This window comes from Candidatus Poriferisodalis sp. (assembly GCF_965215815.1).
Classification (GTDB): Bacteria; Actinomycetota; Acidimicrobiia; order Acidimicrobiales; family Poriferisodalaceae; genus Poriferisodalis.
In genome coordinates this window covers 857,845-880,842 of the sequence record NZ_CBDCEO010000012.1, presented here as the reverse complement: position 1 = coordinate 880,842, position 22,998 = coordinate 857,845, and the positions used below count along the sequence as shown (strand labels likewise).

The following is a 22,998-nucleotide window of genomic DNA, read 5'->3' as shown; positions in this document are numbered from 1 at the left end:
CCGGGGCGCGGCTCGCGAAGTGTCCATTTGGTAGTCAAGTCCCACTCCAAAGAGCAACGGCTATGTACATCAGGGTGCGACGTAGTCGGCCCAGTTCTGCATGAGTTGCCGGCGCTGGTCAAATAGGTCCGAGCGGACGTAGGCGGCTTCGACGCTGTTGCCCACGACATGAGCTAGAGCGGCTTCGCCGACTGCCCAAGGTGTAGCGCTCTGTTCGATGCACCAGGTCTTGAATGCTGATCGGAAGCCGTGCACTGTCGTTTCCATCTCGTACGTGCGCAGCAGCTTGAGCAGGGCTTGCCAGCTGAGTGGTTCGCCTCGACGTAGCGGGCTGGGAAAGACGAGGCTGCTGCCGTCATTGAGGCTCTTGGCGGCTTCGAGGGTGTCGAGTGCTTGGCGGCTGAGGGGCACGCGATGCTCACCGTTGGCCTTCATGCGTTCGGCGGGAATCGTCCAAGTTGCGTTCTCTGTGTCGATTTCGGCCCAATTGGCGCCGCGTGCCTCGCCGGATCGAACGGCGGTCAGCACCAAGAAGCGCAGACACAGTTTCGACGCCTCACTCGCTTGGGAGTACGCTGTCTTGTCGAGCGCGGCAGGCACCTCGAAGTAGGGGAGCGCCCGCTGGTGGTTCTTGACCTTGGGCATCGACGGGAGAGCGCCGTCGATGGCTTCTCCGGCGGGATTGGTCTCAACCCATCCGTGTGCCATGCCGTACTGCATGACTTTGCGGATGCGCTGTCGCACGCGTCGTGCCGTCTCTGGCTTCGTGGTCCAGATCGGTGAGAGAACAGCGATGATGTCACTACGCTCGATGCGATGTAGCGGAATGTTGCCGATTCGGTCGAACGCGTAGCGCTCGAGGCTGGCGAACCATTCATTCGCGGCGTGCTTGTTGCGCCACCGAGGAAGGTTCATCTCGTGGACGACCTTGGCGGCAGCAGCGAAGGCCGGGGCATCGCCGGTGCGTTCGGAGCCTGTCGGATCGCTTCCTTCAATGGTGGCAACGCGCATCTCTGCCGCCCTCAGTCGGGCGTCAGCAAGGCTGACGCTGGGGTAGCCGCCGATTCCGATGTCGCGTTGCTTGCCGTCGATGGTCAAGCGCATAACCCATGATCGTGTTCCGCTGGGCTTGACGACGAGCGTGAGTCCGTCCCCGTCCGCGTGCTTGCCTGGCGGCGCGTGTTGGACAGTCTTGGCGGTAAGGCGCTTGGAGCGTCGCACGAGTTCCCTCTTCGAGTTCCCTTTTTCTAGGGAACTGACGCTATGGCATGGGAACTGCCAAAGCAAGCAATTTGCCAGAAACGCTCTTTGACCTGCAGCTTTGGGAACTTCTGGGAATTCCTGGCAAGTCCTCCGGGTGGAGCTAAGGGGAATCGAACCCCTGACCTCTTCCATGCCATGGAAGCGCTCTACCAACTGAGCTATAGCCCCGAGGCTCCACGACGATACCAGCGCGCTGCCGGAATTCGAAGGAGACGGCAGGGTGCGCGGGGAGCCGCTGCGGGCGTAACGTCCCGCATATGAGCATCCCCGTGGAGCCCGCCGACGTCGGCAACCAGATGGAGCACTTCGGTGCAGCGGCCTACGTGCTGACCGTGCGTGACGACGCCACACCGCACATCGCCCACCTGGCCATGCGCCTCGATGGTGAGGTGCTGCGCTGCGGCGCCAGCCGGTCCGCAGCAGCCAACGTGGCGCAGCGGCCCAGTATCTCAGTGCTGTGGCCGCCGTACGAGCTGGGCGGCTACTCGATGATCGTGGACGCCAGCGCCCGGACCGTCGAGACCACCGATGGTCTTGAATTGGAGCTTCGACCGACTTCAGGCGTCCTGCACCGGCCGGCCACACCGGCTACACCGCCGAGCAACAGCGGGTGTGCCTCCGACTGCGCCCCGCTCAGCTCCTCTGGCGCCTGATCGGCACGCTGCGGCGCTGCGTTTCGAGTCGATTCTCGCTCACTCCGTAAACCACTTGAAATCGTCGACCCATATCACCCATATTTCTCAGTATGGGTAGTATGGGTGAAGTGAAGACCACGGTCGATGTGCACGACGAGTTGCTCAAGCGGGCCAAGCGGCACGCCACCGAAACCGGTCAGACATTGCGAGCCGTCATCGAAGAAGGCCTGCGCCTGGTGCTGGAGAAACCCCAGGTGAGCGGCTACAAGTTGCCGGACTTGAGCATTGGAGACCCGAACGGGCCGAACCCGTTTGAGAAGTTCACATGGCCCGAGATGCTCGAACTCAGCGACCGTGAATGGCCGGGCGCGGAATGATTGCTGTCGACACGAACATCCTCGTGCACGCCCACCGCCGTAGCTCACCGCACTGGCACCACGCGTTCGGCCTCCTACAAGAGTTCGCCCATGGTTCCGAGTTCTGGGCCATCCCATGGCCCTGCTGCTATGAGTTCTTGGGCGTGACGACGAACCGGCGCATCTGGGGCGACACCGTGAGCACGACTGAGCAGGCATGGCGACAGCTCGAGGCGTGGACTGCATCGCCGTCATGCCGGCAGATCGGCGAAACCGCCGGCTTCATGGACACGTTGTCGGAGATCGTGAACCGCCCGAACGTCCGCGGCCCCATGATGCACGATGCCAAGATTGCGGCGATCTGCGTGGCGCATGGGGTCGAGGCGTTGCTGACCTGTGATCGAGACTTCTCAAGGTTCCCCGAGCTCGTGACGAGGAACCCACTCGTCGCCAGGTGACACTTCGAGCGAGCTGGCACTAGCTCTTCAGGTCGTTGAAGATCGTCTCCCAGCGGGAGCGGTCGCCCTTGTAGGGGGCGTAGAAGCTCACGCGGTCCACGACGTCGTCGAAGCGGCGCTTCAGTTCGGCGGCCACGCGCTCTGGCTCGGCAACCACGGCGAAGGCGTCGAGGACCTCGTCATCGACAAGATTGGCCATCTCGACCCAACGGCCTTCCTTCGACATGGCGTTCAGCTCGGTTTGCATGTCGCCCCAGCCGTGGCAGTCCAGCACCGGTCGGTACGCCGGCGTGGATCCGTAGAACGCCACCTGCTGCTTGGTGGCCTCTTTGGCCTTGGTCATGTCCTCTTCGGTGCTGCCAGTGACGATGAACGATGGCCCGGAGATCGTGATCTCGCTGAGGTCACGGCCAGCCCGCGCGGCGCCTCGTTCGAGTGCCGGGATGGTTTCCTCACGCAGATACTTCTCGGTGGTGAAGCCGTGGCAGAGGAACATGTCGCAGGTCTCGCCGGCCACCTCGGTCATGAGCGGGCCGACGCCGGCCAGCGCCAGACGCGGCGGGCCGTAGGGGTTCTCACCGGGGTCGAAGAACGGCGTCATCAGTGTGTGCTCGTAGAAGTCGCCGCGGAAGTTCAGCTTCTCGCCGTTGTTCCAGCAGTTCCAGATCGCCTTGATCGCAAGGATCATCTCTCGCATGCGTGCAGCCGGCTTGGACCACTCCATCGAGAATCGACGTGTGATGTGGGGCCGGATCTGGCTGCCGAGGCCCAGGATGAACCTGCCCTGCGACAGCATCTGAATGTCGTTGGCGCTGTAGGCCAGCGACATCGGGTTTCGGGCGAATCCCACCACGATGCTGGTGCCCAGCTCTACCGTCGAGGTGGCATGCGCCATGAGGGGGAGCATGGTGAACGGGTCGTGGCTGGTCTCTGGCACCCACAGACCGTCGTAACCCAACGCTTCTTGTTCCCGGCTCGACTCCATGATGTCGTCGAATCCGCTGCTGACTCCGATGCCGCCGTCTACCTTCATGGCGGGGACATTAGTGGCCTGCGTTGGAATTGGCTCAGGCTTCGAGTTGGCTCAGGAGCCGGCGAGCACGGCTTCGGCACGCTCGGCCAGCGCAACAATGCTCTGCGGGAACTGGTGGACCTCGGCCGGTATTTCTGGGATGGCACCGCCCACGTACCGGGCGTGGACGCCTTCGAGGATGCAAGCGAGACGCCAGCTGGCGAAGGCAAAGTGCCAGTCGATTGCCCCGAGATCTCGGCCGGTTGCCTCTGCGTACGCATTCGCGAGCTGGTCGCGGGTCCAGAATCCCTTCGCAGTGGTGGCGTCGTGGCCCAGCGGGCTGAAGCCGTCACCGGCCTCCACCCAGTAACCCAGCAGGAATCCCAGATCGGCCACCGGGTCTCCCAGCGTGGCGATCTCCCAATCCAGCACCGCCGCCACATCGCCATCCGCGGTCACCAGGCAGTTGTCGAGGCGATAGTCGCCGTGGACCAGCGTGGCGTCGGTCTGGGGCGGTATCGACGCCACCAATTTGTCGTGGACACGCTCGATGATCGGCAGGTCACGTGAGGTCATGGCCTTGAACTGACGCTGCCAAACGTGCAGCTGCCGGGCGACGTAGTCCGCTGAGCGGCCAAGGTCGGCGAGCCCCGTGGTGTCGAGATCGGTGGCGTGGATCGCAGAGAGACACTCCACCAGCCGGGCGCAGAGCGCACTGCACGCCTTGGGGCTGAGTTCATCTGCTTCTGTGAGGGATCGCAGCACGCTGCCCTCGACGAAATCGGTCACGTAAAAATCGGCGCCGTTCACCGAGGCATCGGTGCACAACCCGACGACCGGTGGGGTGGGCACGTCGGTCTCGGCCAGGCCACAAAGCAGGCGATGTTCCCGCACCATGTCATGCGCGCCGGCCAGCAAGTGAGCCAGCGGCGGACGTCGGAGCACCCAACGCTGGCCCTGCGCGTCGGTGACGCGATAGGTCAGGTTCGAATGTCCACCGGTGATGAGCCCGAACTGCAACGGAGGAGCGACCGCCGCTCGTTCGGCCAGCCAGTTCGTGACCGGCACGGGATCGATTCCCGCGACCGGATCGGAGGCAGGGTCGCCTGCAGCTGGCACCGTCGTTCCCTCCAGCGGTCGAAGCTCGTCGCACTCCATCATGGCCTCGGCGGTGCGGTGATGCCCCGCTAGGGGTGAGTGCGGGCGGGTCGGAGCCGGGCGGGAATGGCCCAGCCAGGCACCAGCACCAATACGCTTCGCCGGTGCTGTTCGTGACGATCTATGCGACACAGTTTTTCGTCTCGGCCTCCCTGGGCGTCGTCTTCGCCTACCTCGCGGATCTTCAAGACCGCTACGACCTCACCAACCTCGAGCTGGGCATGATCGCATCGGTCGGTTTCGTCGCAGGGTTGGCGTCTCAGCTGCTGCTGTCGCCGTTGGTGGACCGAGGCCATCACCGCTTGGTGGTGTGGGTTTCGGTGGTATCTGCGGTGGCGGGCGCATTTGGATTCGTATTCGCGGAGTCGACCTGGTCCCTGGTGACCAGTCGGGCATTGGCGGGCGTCAGCTTCGGCCTCTTCGGTCTGGTGGCACGCAAGGCGCTCATCGGGCTCGACATCAGCGGCAGCGGCTCCAAGGTGGGCGGCCTGCTGTCATTCGGCGTCGCCGGCTTCATCAGCGGCCCGTTCATCGGCGCGGCGCTCAGCGGCATCTCCTTCGAGGCGCCGTTCCTGCTCACAGGCACGTTGATGGCGCTGGTCGGACCTTTCGCCGCAATCCTGATCTCGAAGTCGCCGATCGCAGCAACTGCCGTGGACTACTCGGACTTGCTCAACCTGCTGCGGCGGCCCCGAGTGCAGGCGGCGATCCTGGTGCACGTCGGCATCTGGGGTCTGGTGGGAATGTTTGACGCGACCGTCGATCGGTACCTGACCGATGTCGGGCTTTCCTCGACTGAGTTCGCCATCGGGCTCCTCGTTCTCGGCATCCCGCTCATGGTGCTGCCCCCGCACGCCGGCGCCCTGGCTGAACGTCTCGGCGGGGGTCGGGTAGCCGTGCCCGCCCTCGTGCTGTTCGCGCCCGCGGTGGTGCTGTACGGCTGGGTCGGGGGCTTGTGGACCTTCATCGCAATCGGAGTGGCCGAAGCGATCACGGAGTCCTACAGCGAGATGGGTGCACAGGTCCTGATACTGGAGGCGACCGGCGTCGAACAGGCGGCGATGGGCACCGGAGTGCTCGAGGCAATCGGTCTCATGATGGCTGCCATCGCTGCGCTTTTAGGCCCGTCGTTGTACGGGCAGTTCGGCTCACGCTGGCTCTTCGGTGTCTGGGGCGTCGTCTGCCTGGTGCTCTCGGGCATCGTAATGCTGAGATTGAAAGCAGTGAAAATTCCACCAAAGGGAATCACGCTGTCTAACTAGGGTCGCGGTTATGCGGGCGCCGGACGCTGAGCGCTCTACGGACTGGCGTTCGGTAGCGGCTGAAGCAGCGGGCTTCGCCCGGAGGGTCGGCGTTGTACCTGTCGTGGTGCTGCTCGGCGCCATCGGTGCAGTTGTTACGGCAGGTTTCCTGGCCGGCGTCCGGCACGGCGCGCCCGAGCCGGTCGAGCTGCCGCTGGCAGCAGCGGGAGCGCCGCCGCCAGTGGCGACGACCCAACCGTCGCTGATGCGTGTGCACCTTGCTGGTGCGGTGCAGCGACCAGGGCTCTACGAAGTTCCAGCCAGCTTCAGGGTCGGAGACCTGATTGATGCAGCCGGCGGCCCGAATGCAAACGCCGACACTGCGGCCGTCAATCTTGCAGAGCGAATGCGTGACGGGCAGCAGATCTACGTACCCCTCGTGGGGGAGAAACCCGTCGCCCGAGCGGCCGGCGCCGATGCCTCCGGACCGCTGGATGTGAACACAGCGACGGCGGCACAGCTCGAGCAACTGCCAGGCATCGGCCCGTCGCTATCGGCGGCAATCGTTGCCTACCGAGCCAAGCACGGTCCGTTTGCGACGCTCGACGCATTGGCACAGGTGCCCGGGATCGGGTCATCCAAGCTCTCCCAGCTCCGGCCCCATGCGAAGGTCTGAGTCGCCGAGTCCGCCACGAGCGGCGCCCCGGAAATTCGGAGGTCTCAGCGCTGTCGGCGACCGGTGGCTGGTCACCGGAGCGGTCGCGACAGCAGCCGGAGCTCTGTGGGCGCCTTCGGTTTGGTGGTGGTGGGGGACAGTTCTGGTGGGGGCGGGTCTGCGAACCCGTGCCCGTGTGCTCGTTCCGGCCGGTCTGCTGGTTCTGGGGGCTGCGGCCATGGGGCAACAGGTCGCCCAGTTGAGCGCGGCGGTGGGAGGAGATTTCGAAGGCGAAGCGGTCCTGGTCGGCGATCCCAGATGGCGCTCGGGCGCCTTGGTCGTTCCCTTCAGCGCCGTCGTTGACGGCAAGGAATTCCGGTGGGAAGGCCGTGCACGCGGTCCCGCTGCGTGGGCGCTGGAAGACGCCGCGTTGGGGGAGCGCTGGCTCCTGAGCGCGACCGTGGCACCCGCCGAGCCCGCCGACCGACCCTTCCTGTGGCCGCGGCATCTTGCGGGGAGCGCCCAGATCCACACGGCATGGCGCCGAGACGGCGGCAGTGCGCCGTTCCGACTCGCAAACTCCATGCGCAGCCTCGTCGAAGCGTCGAGTGATTCGTTGTCGCAACGGGATGCAGCGCTGCTTGCCGGCTTCGTTTACGGTGACGATCGAGGACAGCTGCCCGAAGTCGTGCACGACTTCCGGGCGACCTCACTGACTCACCTGCTCGCTGTGTCCGGTTCGAACGTGGCGTTCGTGTTGCTGCTGTTCGCACCGCTGCTGGTCCGGCTGCGGCCGGTCGCCCGGCTCGGCGCCGTCGGGGTACTGCTCGCTCAGTTCGCTGTGCTGACCAGAGGCGAGCCCTCGGTGCTGCGGGCCTGCGTGCTCGCCACGTTGGCAGTCGGAGCACATGCGATCGGCAGGCGGGTATCCGCTCCGCGCCTGCTCGCGCTGGCGGTCATCGTGCTGGTACTTGTCGATCCACTGCTGGTGCGATCGGTTGGCTTCCAGCTCTCCGTCGCCGCCACGGCCGCAATCGTGGTCGGCGCTCGCCCCATCTCCAGGCTCCTGTGGGGTCCGTCGTGGTTGCGCTTGGCCCTTGCAGCGACGCTGAGCGCCCAGGTGGGAGTGCTGCCCGTCCAGCTTGCCGTGTTCGGCTCGCTTCCGCTTGTGAGCATTCCCGCCAACGTCCTGGCCGGGCCGATTGCAGGTCCTGCCATGGTCTGGGGGCTCGTCGGGGGTCTCGCGGGCGGCGTGGCGGGCGACGCCGTGGCATCGGTGCTCCACGTCCCGACCAAGTTGATGATGGGTTGGGTTGCTGGTGTGGCCCGATGGGGCGCGGCGTTGGGATGGCCCCATATCGAGGCGTCAGAAGTTGCCGCAGCCGTCACCGTCATCGGGCTCTGCGCAGCCGTTGCGTACTTGTTGCGACCCTGGGGCACTGTGCTACGCGGACTGGCCGTAGCTGTGGCCGGCGTTGGGGTCTGGGTTGCTGCCGGAGCTCATCGGCCGGCGCTTCCTTCGGGCACGCATCTGTCGGTGCAGCACCTCGAACCCACCGTCGTCGTCGTGGACCGCCCCGATCCGGCGCGGGCCCTCGATGCGCTTGCCGCGGCCGGGATCGACGACATAGATGTGCTCGTGGCCCGCTCGGCCAGCAGGGCAGGGCGAGAAGCGGTGCGGGCGCTGGATGCTCGTCACGAGATCGCACGCGTCCTGGCGCCCGTTGGTTTCGGTGGCTCGGTGTCACATGAGGCTCTGCGTCAGCCGGTCGCCGTGGGCGGCCTGCAAGTAGAGCCGTCCGCGGGCCGTCTCGATATTGCCCCGGCGGTAGCTTCGAACGCGTGGCAGGCGGAACCGTAAGGCTCGTCAGCGGTGCAGACGAAATCCTCACCGCCGAAGCAGTGCGTGCTGCGGTCACCGAGCTAGTCGGCGATGCCAACCGGGCAGACGTGCTTGACGAGTTCTCGGGCGATCAGTTCACCCTGTCCGATCTCGTCATCTCGGCATCGACGCCGCCGATGCTGGCGTCGCACCGAGTAGTCGTTGGCCGGGGTCTCAGCCGCTTCGGCGCGGCCGAGCTCACATCGCTCATCAACTGGCTTGATGATCCGTGTCCCACGACCGATCTCGTTCTCGAGTGGGACGCAGCCCGTGTGCCTCGAGCGCTCGTCGAAGCGGCCGAAGCCGCCGGTGGCCAGCGGATCGCGTCCGACGTGCCCGGCGGGGCGCGCAATCGCCGGACCTGGCTCACCGAGCGTCTCGCGGAGGCCTCGGTCCAGTTCGATGCCCGTGCTGGTGCATGCATCGCCGACCACCTCGGGGAGGAGCTCAGCCGCCTCGGAGCTGTGATCGAAACGCTGGAGGCCATCTACGGCGCAGGTGCCCGGTTGGGGCCCGATGAAGTGCTGCCGTACCTCGGCGCAGAGGGTGACGTCCCGCCATGGGAGCTGACCGACGCGATCGATCGAGGCGATGTGGGCGGCGCACTCGCCGTGCTGGGGCGCATGTGGGGCGCCGGTCGCCACCCATTGGCTGTCACCGCAGCCGTGGCAGGGCACATCACCCGGATGGCTCGCCTCGATGGCGCCGATGCTGCGAACGAGAAAGAGGCGGCTCGTGTGCTGGGCCTACGCGGCTCTACGTTTCCGGCCCGTAAGGCGCTCGATGCCAGCCGGCGGCGCGGCAGCGGGGGCATCGCGAGGGCCGTCGAACTTCTGGCGGCGGCTGACGTGGACTTGCGCGGACGGTCCGGACTCGATCCCCGATGTGTTGTCGAGATTCTCTGCGCGCGGCTCGCGGCCGGTGCGCGTTGATCGCTAGCGCAGCGGTCTAGGCCTCGTTGGCCCGCGTTGAACGGGCCACGAGACGGGACTTGCGCCGATCTGCCTCATTGGGGTGGATGACGCCCTTGGTGGCCGCCATGTCGAGACGCTTCTGGGCGGCGCGCATCAGCTCATCGGTGGGTTCACCGGCTTCCGCAGCAGCGATGACTGCCTTCTCGCGAGTCCGCAATTCTGAGCGCACGGCGCGATTTCGCACCCGGCGCGTCTCGTTCTGGCGATTGCGCTTGATCTGGCTCTTGATGTTGGCCACGAAGGCGTGCTCTCTGTCTCGGTGGCGGTCACAACGGCATGCCCGCTGGGAGTCGGTTGGGTGTGTTTGGGCCGCGAGGCGAGTAGCCACGGTTTGTCCCGAATCCGGCCTCGCAGGGTACCGTGCGGCCTGCAATGCCCCACGTGCCTCCAGCGTCTGCTCAAGGGTCTGCCCGTGGGTCTGCCCGTGTCGGGCCCGGTTCGATCCGCAACTTCTCGATCATCGCCCACATCGATCACGGGAAGTCCACGTTGTCGGACCGGATCCTGGAATTGACCGACGCTGTGGAGGAGCGCTCGATGCGCGCCCAGTACCTCGATTCCATGGACCTCGAACGCGAGCGCGGCATCACCATCAAGGCCCAGAACGTGCGGGTGAGCTGGCAGGGGCACACGTTGCACCTCATCGACACACCTGGGCATGTGGACTTCGGGTACGAAGTCAGTCGCTCGCTGGCGGCCTGTGAAGGCGTAGTGCTTCTTGTCGATGCCGCACAGGGCATCGAGGCGCAGACGTTGGCGAACTGCTACCTGGCTCTCGAGTCAGATCTCACCATCGTGCCGGTGCTCAACAAGATCGACCTCCCCGCGGCCGATCCGGATCTGTACGCGTCGGAAATCGAACGCGTGCTGGGGATTGACGCGAGCGAGGTGCTGGCGATCTCGGCCAAGACCGGCGAGGGCGTCGCAGCACTGCTCGACGCAATTATCGAACGCATCCCCCCGCCCGGCGGCGATCCGCAAGCTCCGCTTCAGGCGCTGATCTTCGATTCCCACTTCGACCAGTACCGAGGCGTGGTGTCCTCGCTGCGTGTGATGAACGGTCGGCTGCGCACTGGTGATCGGCTGCGGTTCATGCACGCCGGTGGGCTGTACCTGTGCGAGGAAGTCGGACTGCGCCTGCCCGCGGTGACACCGACAGACGAATTGGGACCCGGCGAGGTCGGGTACCTCATCGCGGGCATCAAGGACGTGGCTGAGGCGCGCTCCGGCGAGACCGTCACCTCCGCTGCTGCGCCGGCTGATGCACCGCTGGCGGGCTACGACGACCCGAAGCCGATGGTTTTCTGCGGGCTGTTCCCCGTCGACGGCGACGAGTACACCGATCTGCGAGAGGCGCTGGCGAAGCTGAGGCTCAATGACGCCTCCGTGACCTTCGAGCCCGAGACTTCAGGTGCGCTGGGATTCGGGTTCCGCTGCGGCTTCTTGGGTCTTCTGCACATGGAGATTGTCCGCGAGCGGCTCGAGCGCGAGTTCGGACTGTCCCTCATTGCCACAGCGCCGTCGGTGGCCTACCGGGTGCACACCGACGACGATTGCGAGATGGAGGTCGACAACCCCTCCGACTTGCCATCGGCGGCTCAGATTGTCGAGATAGCCGAGCCCATGCTGAACGTGTCCGTGCTGACGCCGACTGCCTACACGGGCGCGGTCATGGACCTGTGCCAGTCGCGTCGGGGCTCGATGACCTCCATGGACTACCTGTCGCCAGAACGCGTCGAGCTGCGCTACGAGCTGCCGCTGGCGGAGGTGGTGACCGACTTCTTCGACCAGCTCAAGAGCCGAACCCAGGGGTACGCGAGCCTCGACTACGACCACGCGGGCTACCGGACTGAGCGCCTCGTGCGCGTCGACATCCTGCTGAACGGCGAACCGGTCGATGCATTCTCTGCCATCCGTCACCGCGATGGCGCGTATCCCTACGGCAAGGCCATTACCGCAAAGCTCGCCGAACTCATCCCGCGTCAGCTGTTCGACGTTCCGATCCAAGCCGCCATAGGCGGGCGGATCATCGCCCGCGAGACGGTCAAAGCGAAGCGCAAGGACGTGCTGTCGAAGTGCTACGGCGGCGATATCACCCGCAAGCGCAAGCTGCTCGAGCGGCAGAAAGAGGGCAAGAAGCGGATGAAGGCCATCGGGCGCGTCGAGGTACCCAACGAGGCCTTCGTCTCGGCGTTGCGCCTCGAACAGTAGACGCCCGGGAATCCTTCGCTCGCCGCGTCGGCGAAGCCCGGCCACATGAGCGCAAGAGGCCAGAAGCAGCCAGCCCAAAGCTGCCTCGGAGGGGTGTCGGTAGCATCGACACCATTGCGGGCATCGGCCCCGATCATGGGTGCGGCGCTGGGCAAGCTGCCGGGGCCGCGGAGGAGTGATGGACGAGCGCAGAGCCACGGTGCTGCGAGCGGTGGTCGAGAACTTCATCGAGAGCGCGCAGCCAGTCGGCTCCGCAGCGGTGCTCGAGATGACCCGCCTCGATGTGTCACCAGCGACCGTGCGAAACGACCTCGCCGCGCTCGAATCTGGCGGCTACCTGATGCAGCCGCACACCAGTGCCGGTCGCGTGCCGACTGAGGCGGGCTACCGGTACTTCGTAGACGGCCTCGGGCCCGGTTCCCTGGACAGCACAGGCGTCCGGCAGGTAGGTGCGTTCTTCGCCCATGCCCAAGGACAGATTGAGGAGCTGCTCGCCGACACCAGCCGGCTCTTGTCTGACCTGACCGAGTATGCAGCGATGGTCGTCGCGCCCAACCACGACCTTGACAGCATCCGATCGGCCCAGCTGGTGGACCTCGGCGGCGGTCGATTGCTTGTGGTGTTGGTGATGTCGTCGGGCGTCGTGGAGCGGACCTACGTCGACGTGTACAGCAACCCGGACTTGGAGGCGGCGGCCCAGGGGCCTGCTGCAGGTGCGGCCTCTGCCGTCCTGGCCGAAGCGCTTGTGGGACGGACTCGTACCCAGCCGCTGGTGGTTCCTACAACCGGAGATGCGGCAACCGATGCACTGGTGGCCGCGGCCCTGTCCGCCCTGGCTGCCGACGAACCGCATCCGAGCGAGCTCTATGTGGGTGGCACAGCCAAGATCACTGAGCAGTTCGAACCCGCGTCATCGCTGCGTTCAGTCTTGTCGGTGCTGGAAGAGCAACTGATGGTCGTGACGCTGCTGCGAAGCCTGGTGGATCGCGGTCTCAGTGTGGCCATCGGATCCGAGACCGGCATGAAGCCGCTGGCGGAATGCTCGGTGGTGGTTGCGCCCTACGAGGTCGATGGCCGAACCGTCGGCAGCGTCGGCCTGCTCGGGCCGACACGGATGGACTACTCGAAGGCGCTTGCGGCGGTGCACACGGTGAGCCGGAGGCTGTCGGCTTCGCTCGGAGACGGCGACGGCGCACATGTGCCGACGGGCTTTTCGCGATCGGCCCAGGAATAGACCCAGCACAGATGCCTGCGGACTATTACGAGTTGCTCGGTGTGAGCAGCGACGTCAGCGAGAACGATCTCAAGCGTGCATACCGGGGCAAAGCCCGTGAGCACCACCCTGATGCGAATCCCGGCGACGACGGGGCTGAGGCCCGCTTCAAGGAGATCAGCGAGGCCTACGCCGTGCTCTCGGATCCCGAGGCGCGGGCCCGATACGACCGCTTCGGACATGAGGGCTTGCGGGGCGGGATGGGCGGACCCGCGTTCGACTTCGACCTCAGCGACATCTTCCAGTCATTCTTCGGAGGGAACCCGTTCGGCAGCGGCCGATCGCGCCGCCCCGCAGGTCCGCCCCGGGGCGATGACCATGAAACGGTCGTCGACCTCGATTTCGCCGAGGCCGTCTTCGGCGCCGACCGGTCGATCGAGGTGCGGACACTGGTTCGGTGTGACGATTGCGATGGCTCGGGCGCCGCAGAGGGCACGTCGCCGACCGTCTGCAGCGTCTGCGAGGGCATTGGCCAGGTTCGCCAAGTGCGCCAGAGTTTTCTGGGCCAGATGGTGACCACTGCGCCCTGTGCTCGATGCCGTGGGATCGGTGAGGAGATTGCCGAACCGTGCCGGTCGTGCCGGGGCGAAGGGCGTCGAGCGGAACACGTCTCGCTCGTTGTACGTGTGCCGTCTGGCGTCGATTCTGGTGCAACGCTGCGCCTGAGCGGCCGCGGGTCCGTCGGGCCTCGCGGGGGACCCGCGGGCGACCTGTATGTGCACCTGCGTGTTGCCGAGTCCGATGTCTTCGTGCGCCAGGGCGACAGCCTGGTGGCGGAGCTGCCGGTGACGATGCTGCAGGCAGCGCTGGGTGCGACGGTGTCGTTCGAGACGTTGGACGGGCCACAGGAACTTGCTGTAGCGGCGGGCACGCAGCCGAACGACACCCTCCGGTTGAGCGGACTCGGCGTGCCTCGAGCGAACGGGCGCGGACGGGGCGACCTGCACGTCGTGGTGCGGGTGGACATCCCGAAGAAGCTCTCGAAGTCCGAGGCGGCGAAGCTGCGTGAGGTTGCTGCCGAGCGCAGTGAACTCGTGGACGGCAACGCCGACCCTGTGCTCGCCCAGGCGACCGAGACCCAACACGACGGCGACAATCGGTCGATTGGCCGGCGCAAGCGGCGCCACAAGCTCTGAGATCTGCCGATATGGAGCCAGACGCCGACATCGCCGAGGTCGACGTCCGTTCTGCCCAGTGGCGCAGCTCAACGGAGTCGAATGCACTGGTGGGGGAGCGACTGCGTTCCGTGCGTCGCCAGCAACGGCTCTCTCTGGCCGATGTGGAAGCCGCGTCAGGCGGCGAGTTCCGGACATCAGTTCTGGGGGCATATGAGCGCGGTCAGCGGGGATTGCGAGTGCATCGCCTGCTGCGATTGGCCGAGATCTACGGAGTACCCCCCGCTGCCTTGTTGCCGCAGGAGATGTCGATGCCGCCAAGCAGTGAGTCATCTCGCACATCGAGCGAGGTTCGGTCCCCCTCATCGTCCAACTTTCCCCCTGAGGCCGTGCTGTGAGCGACCTGTGAGGGAAAGCGGAGGATCCAAGGCTCCCGCAGCGCAGGCGACGTCGTCCGAATTCGGCGTCTACTGCCATATTCCGTTTTGCACACACCGATGCGACTACTGCGCATTTGCGACGTGGACGGATCGCAGCCATCTCATCGTCGACTACATGGAGAACTGCCGCCGCCAGGCCCAGGAACTGGCGGGGGATCTTCCGCCGGTGACATCGGTGTTCTTTGGCGGCGGCACGCCGAATCTGGTGGAGCCTTCGCTGCTTGCCGATGTGCTGAAGGAGTTGCCACTGGCGCAAGACGCAGAGGTAACGGTCGAGTGCAATCCGGACTTGGTCACGGAGGACCAAGTGCAGGCGTACGCGGGCATGGGCGTGAACCGTGTCAGCCTCGGAGTGCAGTCGATGGTTTCCCATGTGCTCGAGGCGCTGGGCCGACGTCATGATCCGCAGATGGTCGCCGCATCGGTCACCGCGATCCGCAATGCGGGCATCGACCGGCTCAATCTGGACCTGATCTTCGGCTCGCTGGCCGAATCGGTGTCCGACTGGAAGCAAACGCTGGTCGATGCCATTGCGCTCGAGCCAGACCACCTGAGCGTGTACGGGCTGACACCCGAGCCCGGTACAGCGCTCGGCGACGATCCCTCCCGGCATCCCGACGACGACGACATGGCCGACAAGTACCTGCTTACCGATGACCTGCTGGATCAGGCGGGCTACGAGATCTATGAGATTTCCAACTGGGCTCGACCCGGCTCGCAATGCCGGCACAACCTGCTGTATTGGCAACAGGGCTCCTACGCGGGCATCGGCTGCGCAGCGCACAGCCACCGCGACGGCCGCCGCTACTGGAGCGTTCGCACGCCCGAGCGATTCATCGCGGCGATCTCGACGGGAATTTCGGCCACCGCCGGCAGCGAGGAGCTCGACTCCGACGAACGCCGCATCGAGGCGCTGCAGCTTGCGCTGCGCACTTCCGCCGGTGTCCCCGCCGATGTGGTGCCCGACGACGTCGCGCACCTGCTCACGCCCGCCAGCCAGGGTCGTCTCAAGCTGACCGCTCTTGGACGCCTCGTCGCAAACGAGGTGGCAATCCGTCTGGAGCTGCCGACGCGGCGCTAGCGCGACTGCGCGCTCAGAACCAGCGCAGCATCCGCCGCGGGCTCGCGTTGGGACAACGTCAGTTGCAGATCGCCATAGTGCACAACAAGCGCATCGCAAGCAGCATCGTGCGCTGCGCCGAACGACGACGACCTCGACACAGCGTCGGCGTGCTGAGGCACAACGGCAATGCGAGTTGGAACGACGGGGCGGTCCGGCGGGGGCCACGAACCGTAGAAGCCGACGATGCCCAAACCAGGCTTCACAACCGCCAGCGTCGAGCGGCCGTCGCAGTCCCAATCGCCGACGGCGACAAGATCACCATCGGCACCGAGCGTCCATTCTCCGTGCGGAGTGCGCACGGCCGCCGACCGACGATGTGCGTCGGGCATCTCGATGTGGACAGGTACCGGACAGCCATCCCCGCGGACGTCGACGTGGTACAGCATGTCCGTCGCATCGACACTCGCCCCCTCGCTCTGCGGTGGTGTGCTGGGGGGCTCGCTGGGCTGAACTGAGCCGTCGCTGCCCTCGCCAACGTCAAGATCGGCGCCAGTCCACTCGGGGCAATACGCCGTTGCCGTGCTGTACAGCAAGGTCACTCCCTCCGACGTGGACTCCCCAGAGGTGATCGTGGCATCTGGCAGTGCGGTCGAGCCTTGGCCGTGGTCATCGGCAGCGGCCGAGGCGCCAGCGAGTTCAAGCGAGAGGGCACCGGATGTGGCAGCAGAGGTCACGGGACTGCTTCGGGAGGCGATGAGTAGTGCCGTGCCAGGAGGCTCGACATCCGCTTGGCTGCCCGCGAGCGCTTGCCATCCGATGAATGCTGCGACCGCCAAGGCCGCAACGGCCGCCGCAGAGGCGCCGACACGCCGCCGGTCCCACGTCATTGGGCCACGAAGCTCCGCACGGCGAGGCGGGTGAGCGACACCATCTGGCGGACTCGAGGCCGTGATATCTGCTCGCAACCGTTCGCGCAGGCCATGTGGTTCGTGTCCGAGCGTCGCAACACGCGCCTGCTCGGATCCGAAGCCATCGGCGGTCACCGCATGTTCCTGTACGGCTGCATTGCGAACGTGACGCAGCCGGTTGAGCCACGCCTTCAACGCCTCACTGTCGTGGGGACTGGCCGACGCGACAGCAGCGAGGTCGCCGCTGGCGATAAGGGCATCACCGCAGAACTGGCGCTCTGCGGGGTCCGACGCCGAACGATCCGTGCGCGCGAGTTCCACCTGCCCGAGAACAGCGAGAGCAGCGAGATCGGCGCCCGGCAGATGCTGACGCTGGTCGGCAGGACCCGTCGCTTCCCCGAAACCGCAGATCACCGGCCGGCGCGGTCGCGCCAGGAGAACGTGCTCGCCTCTGAGTGCACCGTGGCGGATGCCTCGAGCATGCAGTTCGGCGAGTGTCGTGCCGAGATCAATGAGGACATCGAGAAGGTCGACCAGACCGAGGGGCGGCTGTTCAGCAAGCGTCGCGGCTTCGAGGTAACGCAGCCGCAGCTCGCATCGCTCATCAACTTCGTCAAACCCGACAGACTCGACCACTCCTTCGATGCGAGCGGCGTCGAGCACCCCGGCCTCGTGGCGCAGACGCGGCCGCTCAGTGCCGATGGCGTGCTTGACCAAGACTGCGTTGCCCGATCCATCGTCGCGAACGGTCGGACTTCTCAGCACATGCAGAAGCTACAAAAAGTTAGGAAACACATTCAAATTGATTGTCTTGGAGCAAGTGGTGCAGTTCATCCGTTCAGCCTGAGAGGTGTACGCGGCCGATGGCTTCGGCCGAGATGTTCCAGTTGGACTGTCCATCCACGTTCCCGATCAAGCCGATGACACGTCGTGCCGAGCCCGAGACCGACACCCGCACGGCCCTCGGACCTGCCGCGCTGACAGCCACCGAGATCGAGCCGGGTTCGAAGACCGCGGACAGCCGCTCGGTGGCCATCCGCTGGCTCCATGGACTCAGATTCCGAAGGCGTGAAGCGTCGAGCCGGTAGGACCCGTGACGGCGAAGCGAGACCTCGTCGATGCCAAGCGAGACCAGGTCGTTCGCGAGTGAGGACGCTGCTGCTTGGGCCTCGCGCTGCGCCAAGAACGCGGCGGCGCTGTCGACGGCGATGCTGGCCAGCAGTGCCATGATCAGCACTCCGGTCGGCACGAGCAGCAGCACCGTGCCTCGCTCGCAATCGCCGGGAACCTTCGGCGAGGGCTCATCACCTTCAGCGGCCCCCGGCCCGACGGGCTCACTGTCCACAGGGTGCCCGTCCGCTCAAACCGTGCCGGAAGGGATCGACGATCTCGCTGGCGCGAGCACGGACCGTGAGGGGCGACCAGCCGCCGCCCAACAGAGCGATACGTGGGACTTCCTGCGTCGCTTCGAACGTCACTCGATCGCAGCGACGCAACCGGGCTGCACCGACCGGCGCAACGGAGGCCTCACCGTGGAGCCGGTAGCCGGACATCGCCTGCGTACCTGCGGAGACCGCCGCGTTCACTGCATGTGCGGGGCGAGGTCCGGGGTGCTCGACGAAAGTCCGCGTGGCCTCCCGGGCACCAGCGACTACGGCGATCTTCGCATCGAGTGCCGCCCAGGCTTGGGCGAGCACCAAGGCGCCCCCGATGAAGACGAGCACCACAAACGGCAGTACTTCTGCCCCCACGATGCCTGAGGAATCACGCCCTCTGCGGATCACGGGGAGCCCTCGAAGCGTGCCAGTTCGCGTCGCATCTCGAACCGACGCTCGATGCTCCGCAATCCGATCAGTGCCGACGCGTCGATGAGAACGTTCGGCGGCTTTGCCACCAGATCCAAGGCGACGATTTCGGAGGTCGTGCTCCAACGCAACGTCACGATTTCCAGTCCTGGACCGATGCTCGAGCGCAACCAGCGTTCGGCATCGACGATCGAGGCGGGGTCAGCGCCCGCGAGCGCAGCCCGGCGCGTTGCGTCGTAGCCGACAGCGGTGACAATCGAGGTGCTGTAGAAGTGCACGGCAACCTGAACTGCGAGCATGAGAAACGTCAGGTACGCCAGCACACCCCACGGCAGAGCGACGAGACCGACGCCTTCCTCATCGTGAGCAAGCGTCACTTGCCGATCTTTGCGATTTCAGAATTCGTCGTCTCCTCGGCGTTTTCCCACAGCGCCTTGAAGCCGACCCACATGAGGGCGCCGAGCGAGGCGATGATCAGCACAGCGATGGCCGCTGAAATGACTCCTTCGCCACATTCGTTTCGCCCGGAGGGGCCGCGTGCGGCCCAGGAGACCGCCGGGTTCTGCCATCGGTCCAGTGTCACGATGCCAGCACTGGCGCAAACTGCGCTGAGCGCAGCGACGGAGGCATCGAACGTCACTGCGAGAGCGGTTTCAAATACAGCGGTCAAGGTGGTGAGGTACACGGGGTTGTCCTTTCGATGAATACCGGTCATGTGCTTGGGAGGGTTCGCCCGGCTTCGCTGGCGCCGACCGGCGGCTCATAGCGCCGCAAAGCTGCTGAGGGCGTCGCTGAACGGGATCGCCAGCAGGACCGATCCCGGTACCAGCGCGGCGACGGTGACGGGAATCCACACCTGTTCGTTGCGACGTTCGATGTGGGCGATGAGGCGCCGGTGGGCCTCCATGCGGGCTGAGCGGGCCTCGTCGGATACCAGCGCCGCTATGTCCGTCGTTTCCTCGTGCAGGGTGAGCACGCCGACGAATCTTCGAATCTCCGCCGAACCGGCGTCGTCGGCCCACTCGGCGAGTGCCACCTCAACCGCGGTTCCGCCCGAGACGTGGGCGCTGACGCGTTCCAGTCCCGCGGCGCAGATCCCCTTCCCCCGCCGTGCCGCTGCTTCGAGGGCGCTGGTCAGCGACATGCCGCTGGCAAGCAGCATGCCGATCTGCTCGGCGACGATCGGCAGCTCTTCGATGATCTGTGTGCGCCGGTCGGCAACCGATCTCCCGAGGCGGTGCTCAAACGTGCCATATGTCGCAGCGGCCGCAGCGAGCGCCCCGGCGAGTCCCAGCAACGGCCTCGCACCGATGGCGCTGAGTGCAGCCGCTGATGCAATGAGCACGGCACCGCAGGTCACGTATTGCCGTGTACGAAATGCCGACGGGGATTGGGCAATGCCGGCCTGAGACAACCGGGCGCGGAGTTCGGTATCGGAATCCAGCAGTGTCGCGAGGCGCCCTCCGAATGCCGCGGCGTTGCTCATTGGAGGCTCACTGGCCGAATACCCGCTTCCGGAGGGGGACTGCCATGATCCGTGCCGCCCACAACCAGCAGCCGACTACGGCGAGCACGCTGAGTGCCACAAGCAATTGGCCGTCGGGCGCCTCATAGGCCTGTCGGCCGCGTCCGATGCTCAGGCCGATCACGGCCATGAATGCCGGCACCACCGCGACGAAACTGCGGGCAAAGCGCGCTCCGGCCTGCTTGGCGCGAGCGTCCTCGCGGGCAGCAGCCTCGGCATGTGCAGCCTCAGCCAGTGCGCGCAGGCGAGTGTCGAGCCGCACCCCTCCGATCTGGTGCGCGGCCAGCAATGTCTCGCAGATGGCGTCCGCAGTCGGGTCCGCCAGCCATGTCTTGAGCACATGCAGCGAGGCTTCGAAATCGGTGCTCAATGCCCATGTGCGTGCCGCTTCGGAGAAAGCGTCGCTCATTTCCTGAGGAGCTTGAACTCCGGCAGCGAACAACGCGGAAGGGATTGACATTCCCCGGTTGGCCACGAGGATGCGAATCTCTGCCAACAGTCGGGGCCACGCCTGCCGGGAGCTCGCGACACGGTGCAGGCGCCGTCGGGAAGCTGCACTCGGGGGGATGGCAGCACCGAATGCCGCGACGAGCGCCGGCGCGACGTACCCGCCGAAGAGGATCCAGGCACCAGTCCATCCGACAACGGCTGCCGCAACCGCACCCAGCACGCTGCGAAGCAGGTGACCTGATGATCTTCGAGATGTCAGTGACGCCGGGCGCACCATCTTGGGCAACAACCGTGGCGCGAACGGCACAAGGCCCCTCTTGGTCGCCAGCAGCCAGACGCCCAGCACGCCGGCGATCGTGAACACGAGACCGGTCATCGTGGTGCGCCCGCGGGTGCGCGTGGGCCTGACATCTTGAATCCCGCAGATTCGATGTGCGACCCTGCCCGTCGTGGCACGTTCCCTGTGCTCGCAGGCGTCTGGCCGAGGCGGTCAATTGCGTACAGCGCCGTCGTCTCGAACGAGAGGCTGTCACCGCTGCCGGCAGGATCTTCCACCGCCACGATCTCGGTGACCTGCACCCCAGAAGGGTTCCGCCGCAGATACACCACGATGTCGATCGATTCGGCCACCAATTGGGTGATCGCTGCGACGGGCATGTCACGCACGTCAGGCGCGAGCTGGCACATGAGCCGGAGCCGTCCGAGCGCCTGGCGTGCTGATCCCGCGTGGATGGTGGCGTAGCCAGTCACCCCGCTGGACAGCGTCAGCAACAGGGGAACCGCCTCGCGGTCGCGGACCTCGCCCACGATCGCCACGTCGGGCGCCATGCGCAGGAAGCCGGCAACCAAGCGCCGCAAGTCGACAGGTGCGCGCTCGGTCCGCCCAGGCCGGGTCTGCATACCGGCGACGTTGGGCAGCGGTATGTCGAGTTCGAATACCTCTTCGGCGGTCACGACATGAAGCTGCGGATCGAGCTCGGCCGCGCAACACCCCAGCAGCGTCGTCTTGCCGGTGCCCGGAGCGCCGGCAAACAGGATCGACAGCCGGGCACGCACAGCAGCGCGCAGGAATTCGGCGATCTCGCGGGTCAGCGTCCCGATCGCTGTCAAGTCGTTCAGGCTCGAGAAAGCGATCCCGGTGAACTTCCGGATATTGAAGATCAGGTGGCCGCCACGGCCGATGTCGGAATGGACGATGTGGAGCCGGGCGCCGTCGTCGAGCTGCGCGTCCTGCAGTCCCTCGCTCGGATCCAGCTTGCGATGGGACGCAGTCGCGTCGTCGATGATTCTCGTCAGCGTGCGTCGGACGTGCTCGCTGTCGTGGAAGACCTCGTCGTGACGACCGCTCGGGCCCCGGTGACGCTTGACGAAGATCTCACGCGGGGCATTGACCATGATCTCCCATACGTCGGCATCGGCGAGCAGCGCCTCGAGCGGTCCGTAGCCCAGCAGGTCGAGCTGAACCCGGTCCGCCACCGAATCCGCGTCTGCGATTGCATGGCTGCGTACGTCGCGCTTGAAGTCGAGATTCCAGCGCCGGATTTCTTCGTGGGCGATAGCCGTGATGGCGAGATCTGCGCCCGGAGCGCGGGGATCCAGTCCGCTGTAGCGAGCCCGTTCCGACACCGCTCGTTCAATCTCGGCGAGAGATTCTGGATCGATCATGACCCGACGGGATTCGAGGCACCCCAGGCCCGGATCAGGGTGATGACGCCTGCATCTGCGGCCGCGGCGACCGAGACGGCGGCGACGCGATCGGGCACCTGCAGCGTGACGGTGATCGTGTTCGAGAGATGCTCGGTGTCCGAGAGGCCGTCGACGTCGAGCACGAACGCCCCGGTCGCCACGACGGCTGCTCCTGTCGGGGGGACGTGATCGGTCGCGACGACGTCAACCTGCTCGCCAGCGGTGAGCAGGCCGTTGAGAGCCCGGGAACGATCGAGTTCGACAGAGATGGCATAGCCCTCACGTCGGTCGCTTGCGAACCCAGGCGAACCGACGTCGCCGCGCGTCAGCAATTGCCCGGCGTGCACGGCCCCGACAACAAGGTTGCCCACCACGTCATCGCCGTTGCCGAAGACGGTGACGGAGACCTCAGGCGGCAAATGGATCGGCACGAGGGCAACGTCAGTTGGCTTGATGACGCTGCCCGGCGCGAGTCGGCTCCGTGCGACGAAGTAGCTGGTCTCGGGCGCCGCCGCAGACTGCTCGAACGCCCACCACAGCCCCAGTGCTGCGACTCCGCACAAGATGCCGCCTGCGATGGCTCTCGGACGAATCGAAGCGCGTGCCGGGGCGGCGCGGCGGCTCGCGCCAGCCGCCGCGGGGACCGCATCGCGACCGGCCGGCAGCAGCGGATCGGTGGGCACGGTGAGAACCTAGTCACACTGTACTGAAACAACAAGAAAATTATGGAAACAACACTTAATTTACTCAATACGTTGTATAAATACGGCGATATAGCGCGCAATATCAATGATCGATATCGAAATGCACTTTGCCCAGAGGCGAGCGCACTAGCGTGCTTTTCGAGGAACTTGGCGATTGCCCTACAACGCCAACGGCCGAGCAACT

At 65.8% G+C, this 22,998-nt stretch carries 25 protein-coding genes and 1 tRNA gene; 12 read left to right on the top strand and 14 right to left on the bottom strand.

The window, feature by feature from the left end; genetic code table 11:
• Nucleotides 1-69: 69 nt before the first annotated feature.
• Nucleotides 70-1,395, bottom strand: coding sequence for a tyrosine-type recombinase/integrase (locus tag ACOOHB_RS05905; RefSeq protein ID WP_420444670.1), 1,326 nt, complete (start codon nucleotides 1,393-1,395; stop codon nucleotides 70-72).
• Nucleotides 1,359-1,431 (bottom strand) — tRNA-Ala (locus ACOOHB_RS05900). Before ACOOHB_RS05900 ends, ACOOHB_RS05905 begins: the two co-directional genes overlap by 37 nt.
• An 89-nt stretch (nucleotides 1,432-1,520) precedes the next feature.
• On the opposite strand from ACOOHB_RS05900, the gene ACOOHB_RS05895 reads away from it, so the two are divergent.
• The 3 genes from ACOOHB_RS05895 (at nucleotide 1,521) to ACOOHB_RS05885 (ending at nucleotide 2,712) form a co-directional block, all read left to right on the top strand.
• Nucleotides 1,521-1,916: a pyridoxamine 5'-phosphate oxidase family protein gene (locus tag ACOOHB_RS05895; protein WP_420443873.1), complete on the top strand. Its 396-nt coding sequence runs from the start codon at nucleotides 1,521-1,523 to the stop codon at nucleotides 1,914-1,916.
• Nucleotides 1,917-2,017: 101 nt separating this feature from the next.
• The gene (locus ACOOHB_RS05890) at nucleotides 2,018-2,275 is read left to right on the top strand and encodes a hypothetical protein (protein ID WP_420443872.1); all 258 of its coding nucleotides are present in this window, start codon (nucleotides 2,018-2,020) and stop codon (nucleotides 2,273-2,275) included.
• Nucleotides 2,257-2,712: a type II toxin-antitoxin system VapC family toxin gene (locus tag ACOOHB_RS05885; protein ID WP_420443871.1), complete on the top strand. Its 456-nt coding sequence runs from the start codon at nucleotides 2,257-2,259 to the stop codon at nucleotides 2,710-2,712. Before ACOOHB_RS05890 ends, ACOOHB_RS05885 begins: the two co-directional genes overlap by 19 nt.
• 19 nt (nucleotides 2,713-2,731) lie before the next feature.
• On the opposite strand, the gene ACOOHB_RS05880 is transcribed toward ACOOHB_RS05885, so the two are convergent.
• Together ACOOHB_RS05880 and ACOOHB_RS05875 are read right to left on the bottom strand one after the other, a co-directional pair.
• A complete protein-coding gene (locus ACOOHB_RS05880) occupies nucleotides 2,732-3,745 on the bottom strand; it encodes an LLM class F420-dependent oxidoreductase (protein WP_420443870.1) in 1,014 nt (337 codons plus the stop codon).
• Nucleotides 3,746-3,796: 51 nt separating this feature from the next.
• On the bottom strand, nucleotides 3,797-4,843 hold the full coding sequence (locus ACOOHB_RS05875; RefSeq protein WP_420443869.1) for a phosphotransferase family protein: 1,047 nt from the start codon (nucleotides 4,841-4,843) through the stop codon (nucleotides 3,797-3,799).
• Between the two features lie 143 nt (nucleotides 4,844-4,986).
• On the opposite strand from ACOOHB_RS05875, the gene ACOOHB_RS05870 reads away from it, so the two are divergent.
• The 4 genes from ACOOHB_RS05870 (at nucleotide 4,987) to holA (ending at nucleotide 9,592) form a co-directional block, all read left to right on the top strand.
• The gene (locus tag ACOOHB_RS05870) at nucleotides 4,987-6,144 is read left to right on the top strand and encodes an MFS transporter (RefSeq protein WP_420443868.1); all 1,158 of its coding nucleotides are present in this window, start codon (nucleotides 4,987-4,989) and stop codon (nucleotides 6,142-6,144) included.
• Nucleotides 6,145-6,154: 10 nt separating this feature from the next.
• Nucleotides 6,155-6,799 carry a helix-hairpin-helix domain-containing protein gene (locus ACOOHB_RS05865; protein WP_420443867.1) on the top strand — a complete coding sequence of 215 codons (645 nt, stop codon included), beginning with the start codon at nucleotides 6,155-6,157 and terminating at the stop codon, nucleotides 6,797-6,799.
• Between the two features lie 145 nt (nucleotides 6,800-6,944).
• Nucleotides 6,945-8,639 (top strand): ComEC/Rec2 family competence protein, encoded by a 1,695-nt coding sequence (locus ACOOHB_RS05860; RefSeq protein WP_420443866.1) that lies wholly within the window; start codon nucleotides 6,945-6,947, stop codon nucleotides 8,637-8,639.
• A complete protein-coding gene (gene holA, locus ACOOHB_RS05855) occupies nucleotides 8,621-9,592 on the top strand; it encodes a DNA polymerase III subunit delta (protein ID WP_420443865.1) in 972 nt (323 codons plus the stop codon). The genes ACOOHB_RS05860 and holA overlap by 19 nt, the downstream gene beginning before the upstream one ends.
• Nucleotides 9,593-9,608: 16 nt before the next feature.
• On the opposite strand, the gene rpsT is transcribed toward holA, so the two are convergent.
• A complete protein-coding gene (gene rpsT, locus ACOOHB_RS05850; protein WP_420443864.1) occupies nucleotides 9,609-9,872 on the bottom strand; it encodes a 30S ribosomal protein S20 in 264 nt (87 codons plus the stop codon).
• 134 nt (nucleotides 9,873-10,006) lie between these two features.
• Here rpsT and lepA point away from each other — a divergent pair, with 134 nt between their 5' ends.
• The 5 genes from lepA to hemW all read left to right on the top strand — a co-directional run bounded on the left by lepA (nucleotide 10,007) and on the right by hemW (nucleotide 15,754).
• On the top strand, nucleotides 10,007-11,845 hold the full coding sequence (gene lepA / locus ACOOHB_RS05845; RefSeq protein ID WP_420443863.1) for a translation elongation factor 4: 1,839 nt from the start codon (nucleotides 10,007-10,009) through the stop codon (nucleotides 11,843-11,845).
• Nucleotides 11,846-12,023: 178 nt separating this feature from the next.
• Nucleotides 12,024-13,079 carry a heat-inducible transcriptional repressor HrcA gene (gene hrcA, locus ACOOHB_RS05840; protein WP_420443862.1) on the top strand — a complete coding sequence of 352 codons (1,056 nt, stop codon included), beginning with the start codon at nucleotides 12,024-12,026 and terminating at the stop codon, nucleotides 13,077-13,079.
• 11 nt (nucleotides 13,080-13,090) lie between these two features.
• Nucleotides 13,091-14,254 (top strand): molecular chaperone DnaJ, encoded by a 1,164-nt coding sequence (gene dnaJ / locus ACOOHB_RS05835; protein ID WP_420443861.1) that lies wholly within the window; start codon nucleotides 13,091-13,093, stop codon nucleotides 14,252-14,254.
• A gap of 11 nt (nucleotides 14,255-14,265) precedes the next feature.
• Nucleotides 14,266-14,631, top strand: coding sequence for a helix-turn-helix domain-containing protein (locus ACOOHB_RS05830; protein ID WP_420443860.1), 366 nt, complete (start codon nucleotides 14,266-14,268; stop codon nucleotides 14,629-14,631).
• A gap of 7 nt (nucleotides 14,632-14,638) precedes the next feature.
• Nucleotides 14,639-15,754: a radical SAM family heme chaperone HemW gene (gene hemW / locus ACOOHB_RS05825; protein ID WP_420443859.1), complete on the top strand. Its 1,116-nt coding sequence runs from the start codon at nucleotides 14,639-14,641 to the stop codon at nucleotides 15,752-15,754.
• Here the strand turns inward: hemW and ACOOHB_RS05820 are convergent.
• The 9 genes from ACOOHB_RS05820 to ACOOHB_RS05780 form a co-directional block, all read right to left on the bottom strand.
• Nucleotides 15,751-17,409, bottom strand: coding sequence for a hypothetical protein (locus ACOOHB_RS05820; protein ID WP_420443858.1), 1,659 nt, complete (start codon nucleotides 17,407-17,409; stop codon nucleotides 15,751-15,753). The two genes, hemW and ACOOHB_RS05820, sit on opposite strands and share 4 nt — an antisense overlap.
• Before the next feature lie 73 nt (nucleotides 17,410-17,482).
• On the bottom strand, nucleotides 17,483-17,989 hold the full coding sequence (locus ACOOHB_RS05815) for a hypothetical protein (RefSeq protein ID WP_420443857.1): 507 nt from the start codon (nucleotides 17,987-17,989) through the stop codon (nucleotides 17,483-17,485).
• Entirely contained in the window at nucleotides 17,979-18,428 is a 450-nt protein-coding gene (locus ACOOHB_RS05810) for a hypothetical protein (protein ID WP_420443856.1), read from the bottom strand. The genes ACOOHB_RS05815 and ACOOHB_RS05810 overlap by 11 nt, the downstream gene beginning before the upstream one ends.
• Complete coding sequence (locus tag ACOOHB_RS05805) at nucleotides 18,425-18,826, bottom strand: hypothetical protein (protein WP_420443855.1); 402 nt, start codon at nucleotides 18,824-18,826, stop codon at nucleotides 18,425-18,427. The genes ACOOHB_RS05810 and ACOOHB_RS05805 overlap by 4 nt, the downstream gene beginning before the upstream one ends.
• Nucleotides 18,823-19,164, bottom strand: coding sequence for a hypothetical protein (locus ACOOHB_RS05800; RefSeq protein ID WP_420443854.1), 342 nt, complete (start codon nucleotides 19,162-19,164; stop codon nucleotides 18,823-18,825). The genes ACOOHB_RS05805 and ACOOHB_RS05800 overlap by 4 nt, the downstream gene beginning before the upstream one ends.
• A gap of 45 nt (nucleotides 19,165-19,209) precedes the next feature.
• Nucleotides 19,210-19,935 carry a type II secretion system F family protein gene (locus tag ACOOHB_RS05795; RefSeq protein ID WP_420443853.1) on the bottom strand — a complete coding sequence of 242 codons (726 nt, stop codon included), beginning with the start codon at nucleotides 19,933-19,935 and terminating at the stop codon, nucleotides 19,210-19,212.
• Between the two features lie 7 nt (nucleotides 19,936-19,942).
• The gene (locus tag ACOOHB_RS05790; RefSeq protein ID WP_420443852.1) at nucleotides 19,943-20,800 is read right to left on the bottom strand and encodes a type II secretion system F family protein; all 858 of its coding nucleotides are present in this window, start codon (nucleotides 20,798-20,800) and stop codon (nucleotides 19,943-19,945) included.
• Nucleotides 20,797-22,089, bottom strand: a complete 1,293-nt coding sequence (locus tag ACOOHB_RS05785; protein WP_420443851.1) for a CpaF family protein — start codon at nucleotides 22,087-22,089, stop codon at nucleotides 20,797-20,799. The genes ACOOHB_RS05790 and ACOOHB_RS05785 overlap by 4 nt, the downstream gene beginning before the upstream one ends.
• The gene (locus ACOOHB_RS05780; protein ID WP_420443850.1) at nucleotides 22,086-22,793 is read right to left on the bottom strand and encodes a hypothetical protein; all 708 of its coding nucleotides are present in this window, start codon (nucleotides 22,791-22,793) and stop codon (nucleotides 22,086-22,088) included. The genes ACOOHB_RS05785 and ACOOHB_RS05780 overlap by 4 nt, the downstream gene beginning before the upstream one ends.
• Nucleotides 22,794-22,998: the final 205 nt, after the last annotated feature.

Excerpts from the sequence above, each read along its gene's own strand:
- ACOOHB_RS05905 (WP_420444670.1), bottom strand. The coding sequence starts at position 1,395 with ATGGAAGAGGTCAGGGGTTCGATTCCCCTTAGCTCCACCCGGAGGACT.
- ACOOHB_RS05895 (WP_420443873.1), top strand. The coding sequence starts at position 1,521 with ATGAGCATCCCCGTGGAGCCCGCCGACGTCGGCAACCAGATGGAGCAC.
- ACOOHB_RS05890 (WP_420443872.1), top strand. The coding sequence starts at position 2,018 with ATGGGTGAAGTGAAGACCACGGTCGATGTGCACGACGAGTTGCTCAAG.
- ACOOHB_RS05885 (WP_420443871.1), top strand. The coding sequence starts at position 2,257 with ATGGCCGGGCGCGGAATGATTGCTGTCGACACGAACATCCTCGTGCAC.
- ACOOHB_RS05880 (WP_420443870.1), bottom strand. The coding sequence starts at position 3,745 with ATGAAGGTAGACGGCGGCATCGGAGTCAGCAGCGGATTCGACGACATC.
- ACOOHB_RS05865 (WP_420443867.1), top strand. The coding sequence starts at position 6,155 with ATGCGGGCGCCGGACGCTGAGCGCTCTACGGACTGGCGTTCGGTAGCG.
- lepA (WP_420443863.1), top strand. The coding sequence starts at position 10,007 with ATGCCCCACGTGCCTCCAGCGTCTGCTCAAGGGTCTGCCCGTGGGTCT.
- hrcA (WP_420443862.1), top strand. The coding sequence starts at position 12,024 with ATGGACGAGCGCAGAGCCACGGTGCTGCGAGCGGTGGTCGAGAACTTC.
- dnaJ (WP_420443861.1), top strand. The coding sequence starts at position 13,091 with ATGCCTGCGGACTATTACGAGTTGCTCGGTGTGAGCAGCGACGTCAGC.
- ACOOHB_RS05830 (WP_420443860.1), top strand. The coding sequence starts at position 14,266 with ATGGAGCCAGACGCCGACATCGCCGAGGTCGACGTCCGTTCTGCCCAG.
- ACOOHB_RS05800 (WP_420443854.1), bottom strand. The coding sequence starts at position 19,164 with ATGACCGGTATTCATCGAAAGGACAACCCCGTGTACCTCACCACCTTG.
- ACOOHB_RS05795 (WP_420443853.1), bottom strand. The coding sequence starts at position 19,935 with ATGAGCAACGCCGCGGCATTCGGAGGGCGCCTCGCGACACTGCTGGAT.
- ACOOHB_RS05790 (WP_420443852.1), bottom strand. The coding sequence starts at position 20,800 with ATGACCGGTCTCGTGTTCACGATCGCCGGCGTGCTGGGCGTCTGGCTG.
- ACOOHB_RS05785 (WP_420443851.1), bottom strand. The coding sequence starts at position 22,089 with ATGATCGATCCAGAATCTCTCGCCGAGATTGAACGAGCGGTGTCGGAA.